21 protein-coding genes are annotated in these 18,412 nt (G+C 36.9%); 11 read left to right on the top strand and 10 right to left on the bottom strand.

Annotation, left to right across the window (positions count from 1 at the left end):
- Nucleotides 1-179: 179 nt before the first annotated feature.
- The 3 genes from Q9B79_RS13495 to Q9B79_RS13505 all read right to left on the bottom strand — a co-directional run bounded on the left by Q9B79_RS13495 (nucleotide 180) and on the right by Q9B79_RS13505 (nucleotide 2,231).
- A complete protein-coding gene (locus Q9B79_RS13495; RefSeq protein WP_306184979.1) occupies nucleotides 180-1,073 on the bottom strand; it encodes a ClpXP adapter SpxH family protein in 894 nt (297 codons plus the stop codon).
- Nucleotides 1,073-1,471 carry a globin domain-containing protein gene (locus tag Q9B79_RS13500; RefSeq protein WP_306184981.1) on the bottom strand — a complete coding sequence of 133 codons (399 nt, stop codon included), beginning with the start codon at nucleotides 1,469-1,471 and terminating at the stop codon, nucleotides 1,073-1,075. Before Q9B79_RS13500 ends, Q9B79_RS13495 begins: the two co-directional genes overlap by 1 nt.
- A 181-nt stretch (nucleotides 1,472-1,652) precedes the next feature.
- Entirely contained in the window at nucleotides 1,653-2,231 is a 579-nt protein-coding gene (locus tag Q9B79_RS13505) for a CYTH domain-containing protein (RefSeq protein WP_306184983.1), read from the bottom strand.
- Between the two features lie 144 nt (nucleotides 2,232-2,375).
- On the opposite strand from Q9B79_RS13505, the gene Q9B79_RS13510 reads away from it, so the two are divergent.
- Genes Q9B79_RS13510 through Q9B79_RS13525 form a run of 4 tightly spaced genes read left to right on the top strand, consistent with a single transcriptional unit; the run spans nucleotide 2,376 to nucleotide 5,141 of the window.
- On the top strand, nucleotides 2,376-2,747 hold the full coding sequence (locus Q9B79_RS13510; RefSeq protein ID WP_001180003.1) for a UPF0738 family protein: 372 nt from the start codon (nucleotides 2,376-2,378) through the stop codon (nucleotides 2,745-2,747).
- 30 nt (nucleotides 2,748-2,777) lie between these two features.
- Nucleotides 2,778-3,416 carry a GTP diphosphokinase gene (gene yjbM / locus Q9B79_RS13515; RefSeq protein WP_306184986.1) on the top strand — a complete coding sequence of 213 codons (639 nt, stop codon included), beginning with the start codon at nucleotides 2,778-2,780 and terminating at the stop codon, nucleotides 3,414-3,416.
- Nucleotides 3,417-3,434: 18 nt separating this feature from the next.
- A complete protein-coding gene (locus tag Q9B79_RS13520) occupies nucleotides 3,435-4,232 on the top strand; it encodes an NAD kinase (RefSeq protein ID WP_306184987.1) in 798 nt (265 codons plus the stop codon).
- Nucleotides 4,233-4,247: 15 nt separating this feature from the next.
- Nucleotides 4,248-5,141 carry an RluA family pseudouridine synthase gene (locus tag Q9B79_RS13525; RefSeq protein ID WP_306184990.1) on the top strand — a complete coding sequence of 298 codons (894 nt, stop codon included), beginning with the start codon at nucleotides 4,248-4,250 and terminating at the stop codon, nucleotides 5,139-5,141.
- 48 nt (nucleotides 5,142-5,189) lie between these two features.
- Here the strand turns inward: Q9B79_RS13525 and Q9B79_RS13530 are convergent, their stop codons facing one another.
- From Q9B79_RS13530 to Q9B79_RS13560, 7 genes are all read right to left on the bottom strand, one after another.
- Nucleotides 5,190-6,578, bottom strand: coding sequence for a peptidase G2 autoproteolytic cleavage domain-containing protein (locus Q9B79_RS13530; protein WP_306184992.1), 1,389 nt, complete (start codon nucleotides 6,576-6,578; stop codon nucleotides 5,190-5,192).
- 281 nt (nucleotides 6,579-6,859) lie between these two features.
- Entirely contained in the window at nucleotides 6,860-7,600 is a 741-nt protein-coding gene (gene prpE, locus Q9B79_RS13535; RefSeq protein ID WP_306184995.1) for a bis(5'-nucleosyl)-tetraphosphatase PrpE, read from the bottom strand.
- 74 nt (nucleotides 7,601-7,674) lie between these two features.
- Nucleotides 7,675-8,835, bottom strand: a complete 1,161-nt coding sequence (locus tag Q9B79_RS13540; protein WP_306184997.1) for an FtsW/RodA/SpoVE family cell cycle protein — start codon at nucleotides 8,833-8,835, stop codon at nucleotides 7,675-7,677.
- Between the two features lie 146 nt (nucleotides 8,836-8,981).
- Nucleotides 8,982-9,917 carry a glycosyltransferase family 2 protein gene (locus tag Q9B79_RS13545; RefSeq protein ID WP_306184999.1) on the bottom strand — a complete coding sequence of 312 codons (936 nt, stop codon included), beginning with the start codon at nucleotides 9,915-9,917 and terminating at the stop codon, nucleotides 8,982-8,984.
- A gap of 6 nt (nucleotides 9,918-9,923) precedes the next feature.
- Nucleotides 9,924-10,682 (bottom strand): class I SAM-dependent methyltransferase, encoded by a 759-nt coding sequence (locus tag Q9B79_RS13550; RefSeq protein ID WP_306185001.1) that lies wholly within the window; start codon nucleotides 10,680-10,682, stop codon nucleotides 9,924-9,926.
- A 136-nt stretch (nucleotides 10,683-10,818) separates the two neighbouring features.
- A complete protein-coding gene (locus Q9B79_RS13555; protein WP_306185003.1) occupies nucleotides 10,819-11,664 on the bottom strand; it encodes a TylF/MycF family methyltransferase in 846 nt (281 codons plus the stop codon).
- A 122-nt stretch (nucleotides 11,665-11,786) separates the two neighbouring features.
- A complete protein-coding gene (locus Q9B79_RS13560) occupies nucleotides 11,787-12,629 on the bottom strand; it encodes a BclA C-terminal domain-containing protein (RefSeq protein WP_306185005.1) in 843 nt (280 codons plus the stop codon).
- A gap of 165 nt (nucleotides 12,630-12,794) precedes the next feature.
- On the opposite strand from Q9B79_RS13560, the gene Q9B79_RS13565 reads away from it, so the two are divergent.
- The 7 genes from Q9B79_RS13565 to rfbB all read left to right on the top strand — a co-directional run bounded on the left by Q9B79_RS13565 (nucleotide 12,795) and on the right by rfbB (nucleotide 18,405).
- Entirely contained in the window at nucleotides 12,795-13,895 is a 1,101-nt protein-coding gene (locus Q9B79_RS13565) for a glycosyltransferase (protein ID WP_306185007.1), read from the top strand.
- 151 nt (nucleotides 13,896-14,046) lie between these two features.
- Nucleotides 14,047-14,736, top strand: coding sequence for a class I SAM-dependent methyltransferase (locus tag Q9B79_RS13570; protein WP_306185009.1), 690 nt, complete (start codon nucleotides 14,047-14,049; stop codon nucleotides 14,734-14,736).
- Nucleotides 14,733-15,419, top strand: coding sequence for a glycosyltransferase family protein (locus tag Q9B79_RS13575; protein WP_306185011.1), 687 nt, complete (start codon nucleotides 14,733-14,735; stop codon nucleotides 15,417-15,419). Before Q9B79_RS13570 ends, Q9B79_RS13575 begins: the two co-directional genes overlap by 4 nt.
- A gap of 12 nt (nucleotides 15,420-15,431) precedes the next feature.
- Nucleotides 15,432-16,112 carry a glycosyltransferase family protein gene (locus Q9B79_RS13580; RefSeq protein WP_306185013.1) on the top strand — a complete coding sequence of 227 codons (681 nt, stop codon included), beginning with the start codon at nucleotides 15,432-15,434 and terminating at the stop codon, nucleotides 16,110-16,112.
- Between the two features lie 14 nt (nucleotides 16,113-16,126).
- Entirely contained in the window at nucleotides 16,127-16,864 is a 738-nt protein-coding gene (locus Q9B79_RS13585) for a sugar phosphate nucleotidyltransferase (protein WP_306185015.1), read from the top strand.
- Nucleotides 16,865-16,872: 8 nt separating this feature from the next.
- Complete coding sequence (gene rfbC / locus Q9B79_RS13590) at nucleotides 16,873-17,418, top strand: dTDP-4-dehydrorhamnose 3,5-epimerase (RefSeq protein ID WP_306185017.1); 546 nt, start codon at nucleotides 16,873-16,875, stop codon at nucleotides 17,416-17,418.
- A 15-nt stretch (nucleotides 17,419-17,433) separates the two neighbouring features.
- Nucleotides 17,434-18,405: a dTDP-glucose 4,6-dehydratase gene (rfbB, locus tag Q9B79_RS13595; RefSeq protein WP_306185020.1), complete on the top strand. Its 972-nt coding sequence runs from the start codon at nucleotides 17,434-17,436 to the stop codon at nucleotides 18,403-18,405.
- Nucleotides 18,406-18,412 lie beyond the last annotated feature (7 nt).

The following is an 18,412-nucleotide window of genomic DNA, read 5'->3' on the forward strand; positions in this document are numbered from 1 at the left end:
GTTTAGAATGTGACAAAAGTGTGAAAATCGACAAAAGGGGTTGTCATCTGACGTCGAATCTTGTAATATAATAAGCGTGAACGAATTCACATACAAACATATACCCCTTTGTTTGAACGTGAAAATTTCTCCCATCCCCTTTAATATTTTTATAAGCCGTAAAGAAAAAGACCTGGTGTTTACACCAGGTCTTTTTCTTTTGCTATCCATTTCCAATAACGCTCACATTTTACGTCAATCATTTGTACTTTTCGTTTTAGTTGTAATTTTTTAAGTTCACGCTCGATTTCTTGCTGCGGGCAGTCATATATAAATGCTACTTCTTTTGAAGAGATAAATTGCGTCGCTTCTAGTAACACTTCTAAAGGTGGTAATGGTTCTGGTTCGATTTCACATTTTACAAGTTCTTTTAATAATTGTACGTATACATCATAGGAATACGTTCCAGCGATTTTAATACCTTCTTCATCTGAATTCGCATGAAAAAATACGAGAGAAGGTATTTCTGTAATATGCATCTCATTTGTGAATTTTAAGTCACATTGGAAAGCCTTTTTTGCGCTAGCGGAATAGAGATCTTTTTTAAATTCTTCTACATCAATAGCGCTATCTTTTGCACATGCAAGTAATAATTCACAATCAGGATTTGATACATTTTCAAGGAAAATGTATTCTTGGAGTTTTCGCAAAAACTTCGAACCTGCTTTTCGGCCCTGCAACTCCGCTGCCTTAATTGCCATCGAAACTAAATATGGTGTTGACGATGCTTCTTGCATATGTACCTTTCCATCACATGAAAAACCTTGTAAACTTGTCGTCTTTTCCCACACAAATCGAATATTAGCAGGTTTATTCCATTTGTGTGAGGAAGCGTTCGTTCCGTCCACTTTTCCTGTTACGATATGACGAATAGAGAAGTATTTCCCGTATTCAAGCCATAGTTTAATGATAAAGGGCTCAATTTCCCAGCAATCTTTACAAAGTGGATCAATAAATAAATATGCTTCTACAGACTTATGCTCACATGCGGAAGGAGATGGCATATTGATATGCTTTGCTTCCTGTTTATCCATTATATTTCACCTGTTTCGTTTGGAGTATTAACCATATGCTGAGCAGTTAATGCTAAACGTTCAAAAACGAACTCTCTTATATGACCGTGCACTCCTGTGTCATCCATTGCTTGCTCCATACATGATAGCCAAGTCTCTGCTCGTTTTGGCGTAATCTCAAACGGGAGATGGCGTGCTCTTAACATAGGATGACCATGTTCTTCAGTGTACAAATTAGGACCACCTAAATATTGTGTTAAAAATTGTTTCTGCTTCCTAGCGGTTTCTGTTAAATCATCCGGGAAGATGGGAGATAGGTCAGGGTGCTTACTGACATAGGAATAAAATGTATCTACTAATATTGCAATGCATTGTTCACCGCCAATTGCCTCAAATGGTGTCATCGGTTGCTTGCTCATCCTTTATAAACTCCTTTTTCCATGAAATGTATATCTATTGTAGCAATGGAATGTTAGAGAGGGCAAATAAATAGCCTTCATAACGTCCTTTGCGTATTCTACAGATGTAAAAGAATCTTTTCCTTTTTAAAAAGTGAGGTATATCCACTAGTAGAACGTATTCACTAGTGGAATTTTCACTTTAGCGTGCTTTGTTTTGTTTGGCAAGGAAAAAGCGTTTTACTTTATTATTTGTATGACGGATTGGTATGTCGTGTTGCTTTAATAAATGAATGAAGGCAGCTTTTCCTGTTTCTTCATCTTGCACTTCAAATTCAATTTCATAATCATCGTGATTGTAATAGAAACTATGATCAAAGACAAGTGTTCCGCCTTCAAATAACGTTTCAGCTCTTTCAGTTGTTAAACTACCCATATAAGTTAAAGCGGAAACGGGGATTTGTAATTTGTGTAGTTGATCCGTTACAGCCCCTGGAATGATTACGTTTGTCGCCATCATCATTCTTGCTTCTTCTTCTGTTACGACTTGATGTGTTTCTAACAAACCAACCTCTGCAGGTTGTTTCAATGTTAATGTATAAGTTTCTTCCTTATGACGAATACGAAGTGCAGAGCCAGCTTCTTTTAACGAGAAGTTCGGTGTTTCAAAGTAGTGATTTACCTGTTTCGTAAATACTTCAATAGAGAATGATTTACATAATGTATCGAATTCTTCTTCTGTAACAATATTTTTAAATTCAATTTCGATTTCTTGTGTCATTGTATGCACTCCTTTGTAAAAATAATTCTTTACACATTATCGCTTTTTCACAAATTTGGTTCAATGTTTTATTTGTTTGCGTCCATGTTATGATACAATAATACTGTTAAGTAAGACAGGAAGTTGAGATGGAGGAGTTAGAGCATGCAAAATAAAATTCAAGTTAAGAGCGTAGAAAAGAGAGAGAATGCTCTTATTTTTTGTGCGGAAAATAGTGAAATAGAGGTAAAGGAGTTAAGTGCGCGTAATCACGTACTTGTAGACTCAGACAATTTATCATTTTTATATATCTTAGAAAACGAATCATCTTTCATTTATGTAAGCATTCCGCACACATGCTGGGAAGCAATGCATGAAGCGATGAATAACGACGTGGTTATGTTTGTTCGCGTGAATGACATTGAAATGGAATTAGAAGGATTAAAAGAAGAAGTAGAATATTTAGTTGAAAATATTGAAGGTAATGCAAATTACGGAGAAGAACTAGTAACTGCTGTAGAGAAAGTATTTCTATAAGCAAATGGATTGATTTTGGTGGTGGTTGAAATGAATCGAAATTGGGAAGAATTTTTAGCACCTTACCACCAAGCGGTGGCAGAGCTGAAAGTGAAACTAAAAGGAATGCGTACTCAATTTGCAATGTTAACAGAGCATTCTCCAATTGAGTTTGTAACAGGAAGGGTAAAGTCGGTTCCAAGTATTATTGATAAAGCGGAGAAGAGAAATGTACCGCTGAACCGGTTGAGAGAAGATATGCAAGATATTGCGGGCCTTCGAATGATGTGTCAATTTGTTGATGAGATTAAGCCTGTTGTAGAATATCTTCGAAAACGAAATGACTTTGAAATCGTGGAAGAACGCGATTATGTCACGCAGAAGAAAGATAGCGGTTACCGTTCTTATCACGTTGTCATTAGTTATCCAGTTCAAACGATTCAAGGTGAACAAAAAGTATTGGTAGAAATCCAAATACGCACGCTAGCAATGAATTTTTGGGCAACAATTGAGCATTCTTTAAATTATAAATATAGTGGACGTTTTCCTGAAGATATTAAAATACGCTTGCAACGTGCAGCGGAAGCAGCATTTTTATTAGATGAAGAAATGTCTTCTATCCGTCTTGAAATTCAAGAAGCGCAGAAAGCTTTTTCAAGAAAGCAAGAAACGAAAGATTCCGAATCATAAACTAAAGGGTGTTGGGCGATGAATTTTACAATTATGTCAAAGGGAGATCAATCATCAGATGCACTGGCAAGCACGATGAAAGAATACTTGCTAGATTTCGGATTTATAATGGATGAAAAGGAACCCGATATTGTAATTTCTGTTGGGGGAGATGGAACGCTTTTATATGCATTTCATCGTTATTATAATCGATTGGCTGAAACAGCATTTGTTGGTGTACATACAGGGCATTTAGGTTTCTATGCAGATTGGTTACCGACAGAAGTAGAGAAATTAGTAATTGCAATTGCTAAAACACCATTCCAAGTGGTGGAATATCCGCTTTTAGAAGTGATTATTCGCTATGTGAATGGGAGTAAAGAGTCGCAGTATTTAGCGATGAATGAAGCGACTGTGAAAAGTGCAGAAGGTACATTAGTAACAGAAGTGGAAATACGCGGAGAGTACTTTGAAACGTTCCGCGGGGATGGCCTTTGTATTTCTACTCCTTCGGGAAGCACTGCGTATAATAAGGCGCTTGGTGGAGCGATTATTCACCCTTCTATTGAAGCGATTCAAATTGCAGAAATGGCATCTATTAATAACCGTGTGTTTCGTACGGTAGGTTCGCCGCTTGTGCTGCCGAAACATCATACATGTGTGTTGAAGCCGGCTACAGGGATGAACTTACAAATTACGGTGGACCATTTAACGATGGTTCATCAAGATGTGAAATCAATTCAGTATCGCGTTGCAAACGAAAAAGTACGATTTGTTCGTTTCCGTCCATTCCCGTTCTGGAAACGAGTTCGTGACTCGTTTGTTGCAGATAAATAGAAAGGGTTTATATATTTGAACAGATTTACATTGAAATGGGATATAGAATCGGCCCAAGAGGGAACTTTAGTTAGAGAATTTCTAAAAACAAAAGGGATTTCTAAAGCCGCATTAACGGATATAAAGTTTCACGGCGGATCTATAGAAGTAAATGGTAAACATGCGAGCGTTCGTCATCAGTTGCATGCTGGTGAAGAATTACGTGTCTTTTTTCCAGTAGAGGAAAGAAGTGAAGGGATGAGTGCAGAAGATATTCCTTTATGTATCGTATATGAAGATGATGCAGTTCTTGTCATAAACAAAGAGGCAAACATGTCAACGATCCCGTCTAGAGAACATCCGGCAGGAAGTGTTGCGAATGCGCTCTTATCTCATTATGATAAGCAACATCTTGCAAGTACGGTGCACATCGTAACAAGGCTAGATCGCGATACTTCAGGGCTTATGCTGATTGCAAAAAATCGTTTCGTACATCACCTTTTATCGAAACAGCATCAACAAAAAGCTGTGAAAAGAACGTATGAAGCAATCGTTCATGGTGAAATGAGAGAACGAGGTGGAACGATTGATGCACCGATTGGACGAAAACCGGATAGCATTATTGAGCGAATCGTTTGTGAGGAGGGGCAAAGAGCAGTTACTCATTTTAGAGTGATTGATAGCACAAATCATAAGACGCATGTATCACTTGAGCTCGATACAGGGAGAACACATCAGATTCGTGTACATATGGCGCACATAGGACATCCGCTACTTGGCGATAATTTATATGGTGGAAAAAGGGATGAAATGAAACGACAAGCGCTTCACAGTACATCCTTGACGTTTTATCATCCTATTTTAGAGAAAGAAATGTCTTTCACTACACCGATTCCAGGCGATATGCAATCTATATTAAGACATATTTAAAAAGGGAACAAAATTCTTATGTAACGAAGAATTTTGTTCCCTTTTTTCTTAGCGGAATAATATTAAAATTTGGTTTTCACCCGTGCGCTTTATAACGAAAAAGCCACTTTCGGATTTTGTAGCAATGCCATCGTTGTTTGGACGACAATATCCATGCGTTTCGCAAGTACCGTCATCACGTACTAACATTTGTCCAATTAATCCGACAGGAAGCCACTCGGTACGATCTTTTCTTGCTATATATTTGCAAGCTGGATCCCATTCTGTATTTAAAAGAGGTTGTATGTCTTGCGACTCCGTGCGTACATATTGACGTTTTCCAAAGTCATCTGTTTTGTAGCGTTTTTGCCAACTTAAAGCACCACTATTTCCTATAAGAGCGGGGGTCGCGCTAGATATTCCTAAGATGAATGAATCGTTTGAAGTAGCGATTCGAATTTTTTCTTCGCTACTAAATGTAACGAAATAACCTACATCAATAAGGCAATTGTCTGCTGTTTCAAACATTTGTGCAAAATCAGTTCCGCTTGCATTGTAAGAAGCACCATCAATATACATTTCTCCATTATGAGCGAGCCACTTTGCACCAATATTATGATCGGTTTCATTTGTACCGTTTGCAATAAACCAAGAATAGGATTCTTCTGCTGTGCCGAATCGTCCCATAATATGGCTACCTGCAAAATGAGCTGTTGATGTATGATTACCTTCCGCATGAGAAGAAAATCCGTTAGCGATAGTCGCGGTTCCTTCTGCATGAGCTGCTTCGCCTAAAGCGATTGTATGTTTACCTTCCGCATGAGAATAAGAGCCACCTGCTGTCGTTTCACTTCCTTCACTATGGGAACTATGTCCAGTTGCTTTTGTTTTTGATCCTTCTGCATGAGAGAAAGAACCTTTTGCGTGTGTCAGAAGCCCTTCTGCATGTGAAACTGTACCCTCTGCATGAGAGTGAAGTCCCTCTGCATATGCATACCGTCCCTCTTTTTTTACTTTTATATTTTCAGGTGTAGGGGTCTGAATGATGATCGTTTTTTCTGTTTGTACATCATTGGATGGTGCTAATGCTTCTTTTATTTTCTTCACTTGATTTATAATAGCAGCTGGAATTTCTGCTTCCGTTTTTTTATTTATTGTTACAGGGATGTTTTCTTCTGTATTTTTTTCTGTTTGCTCAGAAGATACAATCTGTTCAGCATGAGTGGAGAGAGGTTTATTTTTTTGCTGCATCTTTGTTTTTCTATTGTCAATTATGCGGCTCATTACAGCATTTTCTAAAGAGACATATTTTGGTCTGGCTTTGTTTTTGGGGGATGCCTCTTGTTCTTCCAGTTCTTCTACAGCTGCAGCTCGAATGCTACACCAGTTGTTAATTCCGTACATGGGTAGATAAAAAGGCGGGCATTTTCTTTTTTGTTTAGAAGATTTTTTCTTCATTCTGTCACCTCCTGCGACAGTATATGCCGTGTAATGAAAAAAAGATGCACTTTATTGCATCTTTTTTTCATTACTTTAAGCAGTTTTTATCCCGCTTTAATGGGCAGTAAGATCCCCAGCTCAAAATTCAGCGAAATTAAAGAATTTAGGTGGGGGTCGGGCTGCCCATAGAAGTCCGATTGGTGAGGGCTAATAATCAGTGGGGGATGAAGAAAACCCCCACTGATTAAAGTTTTACTTTATATGAGAGCTGCCTAAATGATACGATCATCCTTCGTAAGTTATGAAATTGGGCGGAATTTCTCAGGGACAAAAGGCAAGGAGGAAGGAACGGAAACAGTCTCCATTTCAGGATAACGTAGTCCAGTTAGTTTGCCACCAAATACAGCACCAGTGTCAATATTGACTGTATGATTTACAAAGCGAGGTTCTTTTACGGGTGTATGTCCATATACAACCCAAGCTGTTCCTTTATACTCCTTCGCCCAGTCGCGACGGACAGGAGAGCCGTCAGCATGTTTTTCTCCTGTAATATCGCCGTATAATACAAAGGTTTGTACTTTTTTATCTTTTCTTCCTATATAATCTTGCCGAATGCCGGCGTGACACACAATTAACCTTTTTTCATCGAGTACATGATATAAAGGGGATTGCTCGTAAAGTGTGATGAATTTTTCTTTTATCATGTTTTGTTGATGAGAAGGCAGTACTTCATATTCAGCAACAGTTGTTTCGAGTCCATGAGCGATTGTCACATTACGTCCAAGGAAAAATCGGTATAGTTTATTGCAGTGATTTCCCGGAGCGTAATACGCTACTTTTTTATTTATGACAAGTTCCCATACAATTTCAATCATACGTAATGAATGAGGACCGCGATCTGTGATATCGCCAACAAAAGCAAGCTTGCGTTGATCAGGGTGAATCGGCAAGTCACTATTCCAGTTATATCCGAGTTTTTTCGTTAAATCTTGAAACTCTTGGAAGCATCCATGAATATCCCCTATAATGTCATATTTCATATTTAAACCTCCATCATATTTTTCATTAGTATATCTAAAAAAGGATAGAGATAAAAATATACCGTTTTTGTGCTTCAGTTGAACATAAAGATTTTCGTTCTTGAGCGGACGTTTAAAACAAATCCAATCGCTATCATGTATGTGAGTAAGGAGCTTCCTCCATAGCTCATAAGGGGTAGTGTGATGCCTGTAATAGGTAGTAATCCAATTGTCATCCCGATATTTTGAAATACTTGAAAAGTAAACATTCCGATTGTACCAGCGCAGATGTAACTACCGAAAGGGTCATTACTTTCTATAGCGATATGAATCATGCGGAAAATAAGTAGGAAAAAAAGTGCAATAATGACGCTTGCGCCTAAAAATCCGAATTGCTCAGCGACATTCGTGAAAATAAAATCTGTATGTGGTTCTGGAAAGTATACTTGTCCATTTTCCCAACCTTTTCCTTGCATTTCTCCTGATCCGGTAGCTAAGAAAGCTTGTCTTAATTGATAGCCTTGCGCATCATATTTGTATGGCGCTAACCAGCCGTAGAAGCGATTTAGTTGATATTCTTGTAAAATGTGTGCTTTAAAGAATTTTGTATGAGTGAAAAAAATATACGTTAATGTAAAGCCAGCTACAAAGATACCGGAAACTAACCCGAAAATAAAACGCCAACGTATACCAGAAACTAATATCATTGCTGCCAGCATAGCTGAAATTACCATTGTGTTTCCTAAATCAGGTTCCTTTGCAATCAGTAGTAATGGCGGCAAACTTGTTGCACATATTTTTCCGAGTAATAGAAAATCGTCGTGTATTGTTCGGTAAAAATATTTCTCATTATGATTAGCTATAATTCGTCCGATGACGATAATTAAAAACAATTTCATAACTTCGGAAGGCTGGAAATTTCCGATGCCTAGGAGCCTGTACCAAGCGGTCGCACCTTTAATTGTAACGGCACCTGGTACTTGAAATTCTAGTCCAATAAGTAGTACCAATGCAAAGCTATATAAATACCAAGCAATTTTTTGATAACGATCGAAATCGATAATCATAATCATACCAATGGCTATGAATCCAATGAAGTACCACTGGATTTGCTTTAATACAAAATTTACATGTTGCAAAAATGGTGGTAAAGAGGCTTGTGCACTTGCAATTGCAAAACAACTAACAATCCCAATGGCAAATAAAATGAATAGCAATACGTAGTCTATTTGATATTGAGAATTTGAATCTTTCAATGTGTGTATTCCTTTCTATCGCCTAGTAAGTATATGGATCATGTCATGATAAAAATAATATACAAGCAGACTATGCATACATTTATTCCACTATTTGTGGGAAGTCATACATCACACGGAAGGAATAGTACCTACCGTGTGATGGACTATATGGCACGGAGTTCTTTTGTAACTATATTCAAACAATGAGAAAGGCGTATATGTGTATCGGTCGTTGGAATGAGCTCTGGATATAGCTGATAAAATGTTGTAGCATTTTTATACCATTCGCAAGCTTTTAACAGACTCGTTTTGTAATAGTCAATCTCTTGTAGGAAACCATATTTTTTTGAATTTAAAACGAGATGTGAAAAATCTTCGCAGCCTTCAAGGTATTTGTGATGTACTTGCTGTCCAGTATGAAGGCGGAAAGAACTTAAAGGTTCCGTGATGTAGATCGCATCACCTTTGGAAAGTAAACTGATCCAAGAGGCCATATCAACACTACAATTATAATTTCTCCCATTTAAAGTACCGAAAGGTTCTGTTAATAGGCGTTTTCGAAAGAGTACAGTCGTAGGTTCACCGATAATATTTTGTCCTAGTATAAGCATATGGTTTCCAAGATTTGTCCCATTTAGTAGAGTATCTTCATCATATAATCTTTTCATGGAGGGATGTTGCTCAATTATCTCTCCATCGTCATTAATCCAAGTACGATAAGATGTAATAAGTGCGAGATTTTGATCTAAGTCTTTTTGGAAATAAAACATCATTTTTTCAATTTTACTATTATAAAATATATCATCATCCATTAAGAAATTTATGTACTCTCCATGGGACTGCTTTAATAGCATAAGTGAGTTATTAAATTGTCCTAGAGTAGTCGCATTTCGAATGTACGTTATGTGTTTATGACTAGGCAAATAATGTGTCTGCATTAAAATCTCTGTTTCATCATTCGTACTATCGTCTCCTACAATAATTTCAATGTTTGGATAGGTTTGTGCTAATGCACTTTCTAGAGCAATTTTAAAATAATGTGGTCGATTATAGGTGGGAATAAGGATGGAAACGAGAGGTAGATTTTTTATATTATCCATATACAACTACCTTTCAGAAATTTTTTGTGTAAGAATAATATCTTGATAACTTGTGTGTTCAGTTCTGCCACACCATGAACCATAATGGGGAGGAGTCTGCATTTCTAGCCCATATTTATTTAATAGAGTACGAATATCTTCCTCAGGATAGGCAACTGCGAAATTCGGGATATCTTTATTTAGAACATAACAATTGTCAATTTGATGATAAAAACCTAAAGTACTTAGTCCTGCATTTAAGTAATAGGAAGATTCAGGATTAATTAAAAAGAAAGTAATAAAACATCTCCCATCTTTTTTCAGAACTCGTGCAATCTCGCGTATGTAATGTTCTAATTCTTTCGGAAGGAGATGGGTAAATACAGATGTTAAAAAAATAAAATCGAATGATTCATCTTCATATGGAAACTTGTATTGGGAAGCATCTTCTTTTCCATCGGGATTGTAGAATTGGTTATATATATCGACATGTTCAAAATGGAAATTGTTACGGCATGTTGAAATGTTATTTTTGCACCATGTAATTCCCTTATTAAATAAGTCAAATCCATAATAAGTACCATCATCGCTTAAATAGTTCATTAATGGAACCGCCATCCGGCCAATACCGCATCCTACATCTAACACTGTTTCATTTGATTTTAAATTGCCAATTTCAATAAAATACTGCATGAATTCTTTTCCAACCTCTTCAAAATGACCACCTACATATTGAACAAGTTCTGGAGGTGGGATTAATGTGATTTTTTTCTCATTTTCTTTCAAAAAATTCACACCTTTCTTATAGTAAAGTAGGAAATTTCTACTTTATATTGAGGGGAGCTTTGCTTTTATTCATTACAAGATGGGTTTTCGTGAATTAGTAGTATAATAGTACCCCTCAACTAAATAATTTTTTATTCTATTCTTTTCTCCAAAAAATACCGAAATCATCAATTTGAGTCATAGGAGCTTTTATGTTTCTTTCACTTCTGAAATCTGTTACAGCCTCTGCGCATGTTATCAATCCATAATCATCAATAATAATAAAGCCACCTGTTGAAACTTTATCGTATAAATTTACAAGACTATCCATCGTTGATTCATACATATCACCATCAAGGCGAGCAATTGCAATTTTTTCTATCGGTGCTGAAGGCAATGTATCTTTAAACCAACCCTTTAAAAATTTCACCTGATCATTTAATAAATCATATTTTCTAAAGTTTTCTTGCACTGTTTCTAAAGAAACTCGTAAGTAATCGAATGTGTGTAAATAATCACCGTAATCTTTCGGATATTGTTCTAAGTTAGGTGCGGGCAGACCTTCAAATGAATCGGCAACCCATACAGTACGATCCTTAATGTTGTTTGCTTGTAAAAACCCATTCATAAAAATGCATGATCCTCCGCGCCATACACCAGTTTCAATAAAATCGCCTTCTATATTTTCCCTGACTACAGTTTCCATCGCCTCTTGTAATTGATTCATACGTTTTCGACCAACCATACTGTGTGCAGCTCTTGGCCAATCCTTGCCACCTTGACGCTCATTGTTTGAAACGTTAGGATTAACGATTTTTAAATTGTGATTTTCTACATACTGCTTAAGAAATAAAGGAAGTGGAACCGTAACTGGTTCATATGATAGTTCTTTAGATATATGTAACGAAGCAGGTAAGTATGGTTCGTATTCTAACCATATTTCAAATAAAATTGTTTTCTTTAATAACTCAAGATAAAGCTGGACAGCCGATTTATTTTCCATATAAGTGCCTCCTGAAGAATGTCATACAACATTATGACTATGTAGAAAAGAAGGATTTAATGATTGAATTTACCAATGAAAAAGCAGTAAAACTGATATCAGTTTTACTGCTAAGTAAAAAATTAAGCGATTTTTTCAATAATAATAGATGCATTTGTACCAAGAGCTAATGATAGCCCAAGCCCTGTAACGATTACTTCAACTAATGATGGAGTTGTCGTAATTTGCGTAATTGCTTGAACAACGATAGGTGCTCCAACTGAGATTAAAGTAGCCCCAGTACCTGGTACAGATACCCCATTTACTTGGATTGTAAGCCCACCTAATACACTTAGTGCTGCAGTATATACGATAACAGTGATTTTATAGAATCCAGTTTCACTAATTACGAAAGTATCAGGATCTAATTGAGAAATTGCTGTACCAAACTGAGATCCAACAGTATTAAATGGTACTGGAGCATTAAGTCCGAGATCTAAAGAAATCCCAGCGGAGTTAAATGCATACAATCCTGCTGGAAGTCCTAGCCCTGATGGTCCAGTTGGCCCAGTCGGTCCGGTAGCACCAGTTGGCCCAGTCGGTCCGGTAGCACCAGTTGGTCCAGTAGCGCCAGTGTCACCAGTTGGCCCAGTTGGTCCAGTAGCGCCAGTGTCACCAGTTGGCCCAGTCGGCCCAGTTGGTCCAGTCGTACCAGTTGATCCAGTTGGCCCAGTCGTACCAGTTGATCCAGTCGGCCCAGTCGGTCCAGTTGTACCAGTTGATCCAGTTGGTCCAGTCGGCCCAGTCGGCCCAGTTGGTACAGTTGGCCCAGTCGGCCCAGTTGGTCCAGTCGGCCCAGTTGGTCCGGTAGGAAGGGTAAACGGTGGTATTGGTGGTAATGTTGGTCCTACAAGATTAGGGTCAAATGCACTAGCTGATAAAGATTCATCGGGATTCAATCCATCTGAATAATTATTATTTGACATAAATTCACCTCCATAAAGCGTTCATTATATAGTAGATGCAAAACCGTAAGAAAATGACACGGACATTTGAATTATTGAAAAGAAATCTTAAACTGCTTGTGCAAGTTAAAAAAGTGGAAAGTTTATTGTATGTATAACATATGATTGATTTGGAAGAGGGTGATTATGTTGAACAAGCAAGGAATTACAATTAGTTTATGTATGATTGTTCGAGATGAGGAAGATACAATAGGTCGATGTTTAGATGCAGTCGAAAAAATTGTTGATGAAATTATTATAGTTGATACAGGTTCCATTGATCGAACGAAAGAAATTGTAGCTCAATATACCTCTAACATATATGACTTTCCATGGATTAATGATTTTGCAGCAGCAAGAAATTTTTCTTTTTCAAAAGCAACGCAAGAGTATATATTGTGGCTAGATGCAGATGACGTATTATTAGAAGATGCTCAAGAAGCATTGAAACTTTTAAAAAGAGAATTAGATCCTAAAATTGATGCTGTTTCGATGCCTTATCATCTTGCATTGGATTCTAGCGGGAAACCTTTATATTGTACAAAAAGAAATCGACTTGTAAAGCGTGAAAAACAATTTCAATGGTTTGGAAAGGTTCATGAGTATTTAGCTATTTCTGGTGAAACTTTTAGTAGTAATGTTGCTATTACACATAAAAAAGAAAAAAAGGTAACAAATCGTAATTTGAAAATTTTTCAAAATGCTGTAGCTGCAGGAGAAGAATTGAGTCCGAGAGATTTATTTTATTACGCAAATGAATCTATGGATAACCAAAAATATGATGATGCAGTTATGCTATATGAAACATTCCTTAATCAAGACGAAGGATGGTATGAAGAGAAAATTTATGCATGTGGTAAGTTAGGAGATTGCTATGCAAAGCTTGGATCATGGGAAAAGGCAATTGAATCTTGCGTGAAGTCGTTTCGATATGATGTTCCTAGAGGAGAGAATTGTACAAGAATAGGATATATATATATGGAACAACAAAAATATAACGAAGCGATATTTTGGTTTAAACTTGCAACGGAAGTACCAATGGCGACGGAGAGTCCATTTCATAGTCCAGCGAGCTACACATGGCTTCCTTATTTACAAATGTGTATTTGTTATAGCAAGTTAGGAGAGCAAGACAAAGCTTATTATTACAACGAATTAGCAGCTGCTTATGTTCCAAATAATGCTGCAATCGAATATAACCGCAAATATTTTCGGGATGTTTTTGATAAACAATATAAATCGTTATAGGCAGCTTTTTTTAGAAATGGCTCATCGTGAGTCTAACTCTAATAGATTGGCTATATAGTAAAGTATCGGTAATGTAACTAGTACTGGTTATATCTATAGATTTTAGATGAGATTTATATTTCAAATTCAATTTGCATGAGGAGTGTGTAAAATGAATTCCCCAAAAAATTCTTTATACGAAGAAAAGTCTGGGCATTATTATAATGCAGTGAATCCGAATTTATTAAAGCATATAAAAAAGGAATGGAAAGAAGTTCTTGATATTGGTTGCTCGAGTGGTGCGTTGGGAGCTGCCATAAAAGAAAATGGCACACGTGTATCAGGAATTGAGGCATTCCCAGAGGCGGCAGAACAAGCAAAGGAAAAACTAGATCATGTTGTTTTAGGCGATATAGAAACAATGGATATGCCGTACGAGGAGGAACAATTTGATTGCGTTATATTTGGTGACGTATTAGAGCATTTATTTGATCCTTGGGCTGTAATAGAAAAAGTAAAGCCATATATAAAAGAAAATGGTGTGATTTTAGCAAGTATACCAAACGTTGCTCACATTTCAGTATTAGCGCCGTTACTTGCTGGAAATTGGACGTATACAGAATATGGGTTATTAGATAAAACACATATTCGTTTCTTTACATTTAATGAAATGCTGCGAATGTTTTTAAAAGCAGGCTTTTCAATTAGTAAAGTAGATCGTGTATATGTTGATCATAAAATGTATGAACCGCTTATTGAGGAATTATATGGAATTTGTAAAAAATATCGTCTTGGAAGTGGCTTCATGGCTGAGACGGTTGTATTTCAATACATTATTGAAGCAGAAAAATCACAATTATGAGTGCCGCAGATAAAACAATATTATTTGTTACATGTATAAATGATCGGAAAATGTATGCACAGTGTGTACGACATATATTGAGCTTAGCGGTGCCTCCAGGATATATTGTACAATTTATGCCAATTCGGAATGCGAAAAGTATGACGAGCGGATATAATCAAGCGATTTCGCATCCAGCGAAATATAAAGTATATATACACCAAGATGTTTTCATTATGAATGTGGCATTTTTATACGGATTACTTCAATTATTTAACGAACATGAACATCTTGGAATGATTGGAATGATTGGAGCACAATATGTTCCTCCAAATGGAATATGGAATGAAGGCAAGGGGGTTGTTGGAAAAGTCATAGGTTATATGAATGATTTATTTTATATGGCAAGTCAAGAACAGCCGTACCATGAGTCAAAAACATTTATGCCTGTGGAATGTATTGATGGTTTATTGATGGCCACGCAATACGATATTCCGTGGCGAGAAGACTTGTTTGATGGGTTTGACTATTATGATGTATCTCAGTCATTTGAATTTAGAAAAGCTGGCTATACAGTTGGGGTTCCTGTACAGCGTGATGCGTGGTGCATTCACTATCATATTGATGTGAATATGACCAACTATGACAAGTATAGAAAGATATTTGTGGAGAACTATATGTCAGATGTAAATCAAGACGAATAGAGGGGCTACAAAATGAAGGATCGTACAATATTAGTTGTTGTTTGTGTAAATAATGAAGAGCTATTTGAACAATGCGAGAGACAAATAAGAAATCTTTTTGTTCCCCCTGATTATGTCGTGCAAATTTTTCCGATACGAGATGCGAAAAGTATGGCAAGCGCATATAACCGAGCACTTTCATATCCCGCGAAGTATAAGGTTTATATACATCAGGACACTTATCTTATTAATCGAGAGATGTTTTATACACTTATTTCCCTGTTTAAAGATAATGAAAAGCTCGGCTTAATTGGAGTAGCTGGAGCCCAATTTTTACCGAGTAACGGGATATGGTGGGAAGGGAAAAATTTAGTAGGGAAAGTGATTGAGTATAGAAGACGGAATTATCAATTATTAAATTTAGATCAGGGGTTTTATGGAAGCCAATCTTTTATGTCGGTGCAGGCAATTGATGGCTTATTCATGGCAACACAGTATGATATTCCGTGGCGAGAAGATTTGTTTCAAGGATTCCACTTTTATGATGTGTCGCAGTCTTTAGAGTTTCAAAAGGCGGGTTATTTAATTGGTATCCCTAATCAAGCGAATTTATGGTGTATTCACTACAACGGGGATGAGTTTGATGCGGATACATATGAGAAGGATCGGAAAGTGTTTGTAGAACATTACAAAGATATATTATCTCCATCATAAAGGAGAGATGCAGGGTGAAAGGAATTATTTTAGCAGGCGGAACTGGATCGAGATTATATCCAATAACGAAAGTAACGAATAAACATTTGCTTCCTGTTGGACGGTATCCAATGATTTATCATGCAGTATATAAGCTAAAACAATGCGAAATTACAGATATTATGATTATTACAGGTAAAGAGCATATGGGGGATGTTGTTAGTTTTTTAGGAAGCGGTCAAGAGTTTGGCGTGTCCTTTACGTATCGTGTGCAAGATAAGGCTGGCGGAATTGCGCAAGCATTAGGGCTTTGTGAAGATTTCGTCGGGAAAGATCGTATGGTAGTTATATTAGGAGATAATATCTTTTCTGATGATATTCGTCCGTATGTTGAAGAGTTTGCAAATCAAAAAGAGGGTGCGAAAGTATTGCTGCAATCTGTCGATGATCCGGAGAGATTTGGCGTAGCAAATATTCAAAACCATAAAATAATTGAAATTGAAGAAAAACCGAAAGAGCCGAAAAGTTCCTATGCAGTCACAGGAATTTATTTGTATGATTCGAAAGTCTTTTCTTATATAAAAGAGTTAAAACCGTCCGCAAGGGGAGAGCTTGAAATTACAGATATCAATAATTGGTATTTAAAACGAGGGGTACTTACTTATAATGAAATGAGCGGCTGGTGGACTGATGCAGGAACTCATGTTTCTCTTCAAAGGGCGAATACGTTAGCGCGGGATATAAACTTTGGTAAACAGTTTAACGGAGAATAGGTGAGAATATGAAAGTTATAGAAACAAACTTTACCGACGCAAAATTGTTAGAACCGAGGTTATTTGGAGATGAACGTGGCTTTTTTACTGAAAGTTATAATAAGAAGGCGCTAGAAACATTAGGGATTACGTATTCATTTGTACAGGATAATGTTTCGTATTCAGCAGAAGCGGGAACGATTCGGGGCTTACACTTTCAAAAAAATCCGAAAGCACAAACGAAACTTATTCAAGTTATGCAAGGAGCAATCTATGACGTTATCGTTGATTTGCGAAAAGATTCCCCAACGTTTAGGCAGTGGGAAGGATATATTTTAAGTGCAGATAATCACCGGCAATTATTAGTACCAAAAGGATTTGCACATGGTTTTTGTACACTTGTTCCGCATACGATTGTTATGTATAAAGTAGATGAGTATTATAGTGCCAATCATGACTCAGGGGTACTATGGAACGATAAAGAATTAGCAATTCCATGGCCAGTAACAAGTCCTATTTTGTCTGACAAAGATCGAGTATTACCGTCACTTCAGGAATGTGAAGATAGCTTTTGAGTAGGAGAGTTGTTTATGAATATATTAGTAACAGGTGGGGCCGGATTTATTGGAAGTAATTTTGTTCATTACATGTTACAAAGCTATGAAACATATAAAATTATTAATTTCGACGCATTAACATATAGCGGGAATTTAAATAACGTGAAGTCTCTTCAAGATCATCCGAATTACTCTTTTGTAAAAGGAGAAATTCAAAATGGAGAGCTGCTGGAGCATGTTATTAAGGAGCGTGACGTGCAAGTAATTGTCAATTTCGCAGCTGAATCACATGTGGATCGTAGTATTGCAAATCCGATCCCTTTTTATGATACAAATATAATCGGGACAGTCACTTTATTAGAATTAGTGAAAAAATATCCGCATATTAAACTTGTGCAAGTATCGACAGATGAGGTGTACGGCTCTTTAGGGAAAACAGGTCGATTCACTGAGGAAACTCCATTAGCTCCAAATAGTCCGTATTCTTCAAGTAAAGCGAGCGCCGACATGATAGCTTTATCCTATTATAAAACATATCAATTACCAGTTTTAGTAACGCGTTGCTCTAATAACTATGGGCCATATCAATATCCTGAAAAACTAATTCCATTAATGGTTACGAATGCGCTGGAAGGGAAAAAATTACCGTTATATGGCGATGGATTAAATGTAAGAGATTGGTTACATGTAACGGATCATTGTAGTGCGATTGACGTTGTTCTGCATAAGGGACGTATAGGGGAAGTATATAATATAGGTGGAAATAATGAAAAAACAAATGTAGATGTTGTGGAACAAATTATATCTCTCTTAGGAAAGACGAAAAAAGACATTGCGTATGTTACAGACCGTTTAGGGCATGATCGTCGTTATGCGATTGATGCGCAAAAGATGAAGGATGAATTTGGCTGGGCACCGCAGTATACGTTTGAACAAGGGCTAAAAGAAACGGTGGAATGGTATGAACATCATATAGAATGGTGGAAACCACTAAAAGAAAAGTAAGGGGCAT

The organism is Bacillus sp. MHSD_36 (assembly GCF_030757775.1).
In the GTDB taxonomy this organism is placed as follows: Bacteria; Bacillota; Bacilli; order Bacillales; family Bacillaceae_G; genus Bacillus_A.

Bases quoted from the DNA above. Each gene is read 5' to 3' on its own strand.
- Q9B79_RS13570 (WP_306185009.1), top strand. From the start codon at position 14,047: ATGAATTCCCCAAAAAATTCTTTATACGAAGAAAAGTCTGGGCATTAT.
- Q9B79_RS13510 (WP_001180003.1), top strand. From the start codon at position 2,376: ATGCAAAATAAAATTCAAGTTAAGAGCGTAGAAAAGAGAGAGAATGCT.
- Q9B79_RS13560 (WP_306185005.1), bottom strand. From the start codon at position 12,629: ATGTCAAATAATAATTATTCAGATGGATTGAATCCCGATGAATCTTTA.
- rfbC (WP_306185017.1), top strand. From the start codon at position 16,873: ATGAAAGTTATAGAAACAAACTTTACCGACGCAAAATTGTTAGAACCG.
- Q9B79_RS13530 (WP_306184992.1), bottom strand. From the start codon at position 6,578: ATGAAGAAAAAATCTTCTAAACAAAAAAGAAAATGCCCGCCTTTTTAT.
- Q9B79_RS13580 (WP_306185013.1), top strand. From the start codon at position 15,432: ATGAAGGATCGTACAATATTAGTTGTTGTTTGTGTAAATAATGAAGAG.
- Q9B79_RS13500 (WP_306184981.1), bottom strand. From the start codon at position 1,471: ATGAGCAAGCAACCGATGACACCATTTGAGGCAATTGGCGGTGAACAA.
- rfbB (WP_306185020.1), top strand. From the start codon at position 17,434: ATGAATATATTAGTAACAGGTGGGGCCGGATTTATTGGAAGTAATTTT.
- Q9B79_RS13565 (WP_306185007.1), top strand. From the start codon at position 12,795: ATGTTGAACAAGCAAGGAATTACAATTAGTTTATGTATGATTGTTCGA.
- Q9B79_RS13505 (WP_306184983.1), bottom strand. From the start codon at position 2,231: ATGACACAAGAAATCGAAATTGAATTTAAAAATATTGTTACAGAAGAA.
- yjbM (WP_306184986.1), top strand. From the start codon at position 2,778: ATGAATCGAAATTGGGAAGAATTTTTAGCACCTTACCACCAAGCGGTG.
- prpE (WP_306184995.1), bottom strand. From the start codon at position 7,600: ATGAAATATGACATTATAGGGGATATTCATGGATGCTTCCAAGAGTTT.
- Q9B79_RS13495 (WP_306184979.1), bottom strand. From the start codon at position 1,073: ATGGATAAACAGGAAGCAAAGCATATCAATATGCCATCTCCTTCCGCA.
- Q9B79_RS13545 (WP_306184999.1), bottom strand. From the start codon at position 9,917: ATGGATAATATAAAAAATCTACCTCTCGTTTCCATCCTTATTCCCACC.
- Q9B79_RS13555 (WP_306185003.1), bottom strand. From the start codon at position 11,664: ATGGAAAATAAATCGGCTGTCCAGCTTTATCTTGAGTTATTAAAGAAA.
- Q9B79_RS13520 (WP_306184987.1), top strand. From the start codon at position 3,435: ATGAATTTTACAATTATGTCAAAGGGAGATCAATCATCAGATGCACTG.
- Q9B79_RS13575 (WP_306185011.1), top strand. From the start codon at position 14,733: ATGAGTGCCGCAGATAAAACAATATTATTTGTTACATGTATAAATGAT.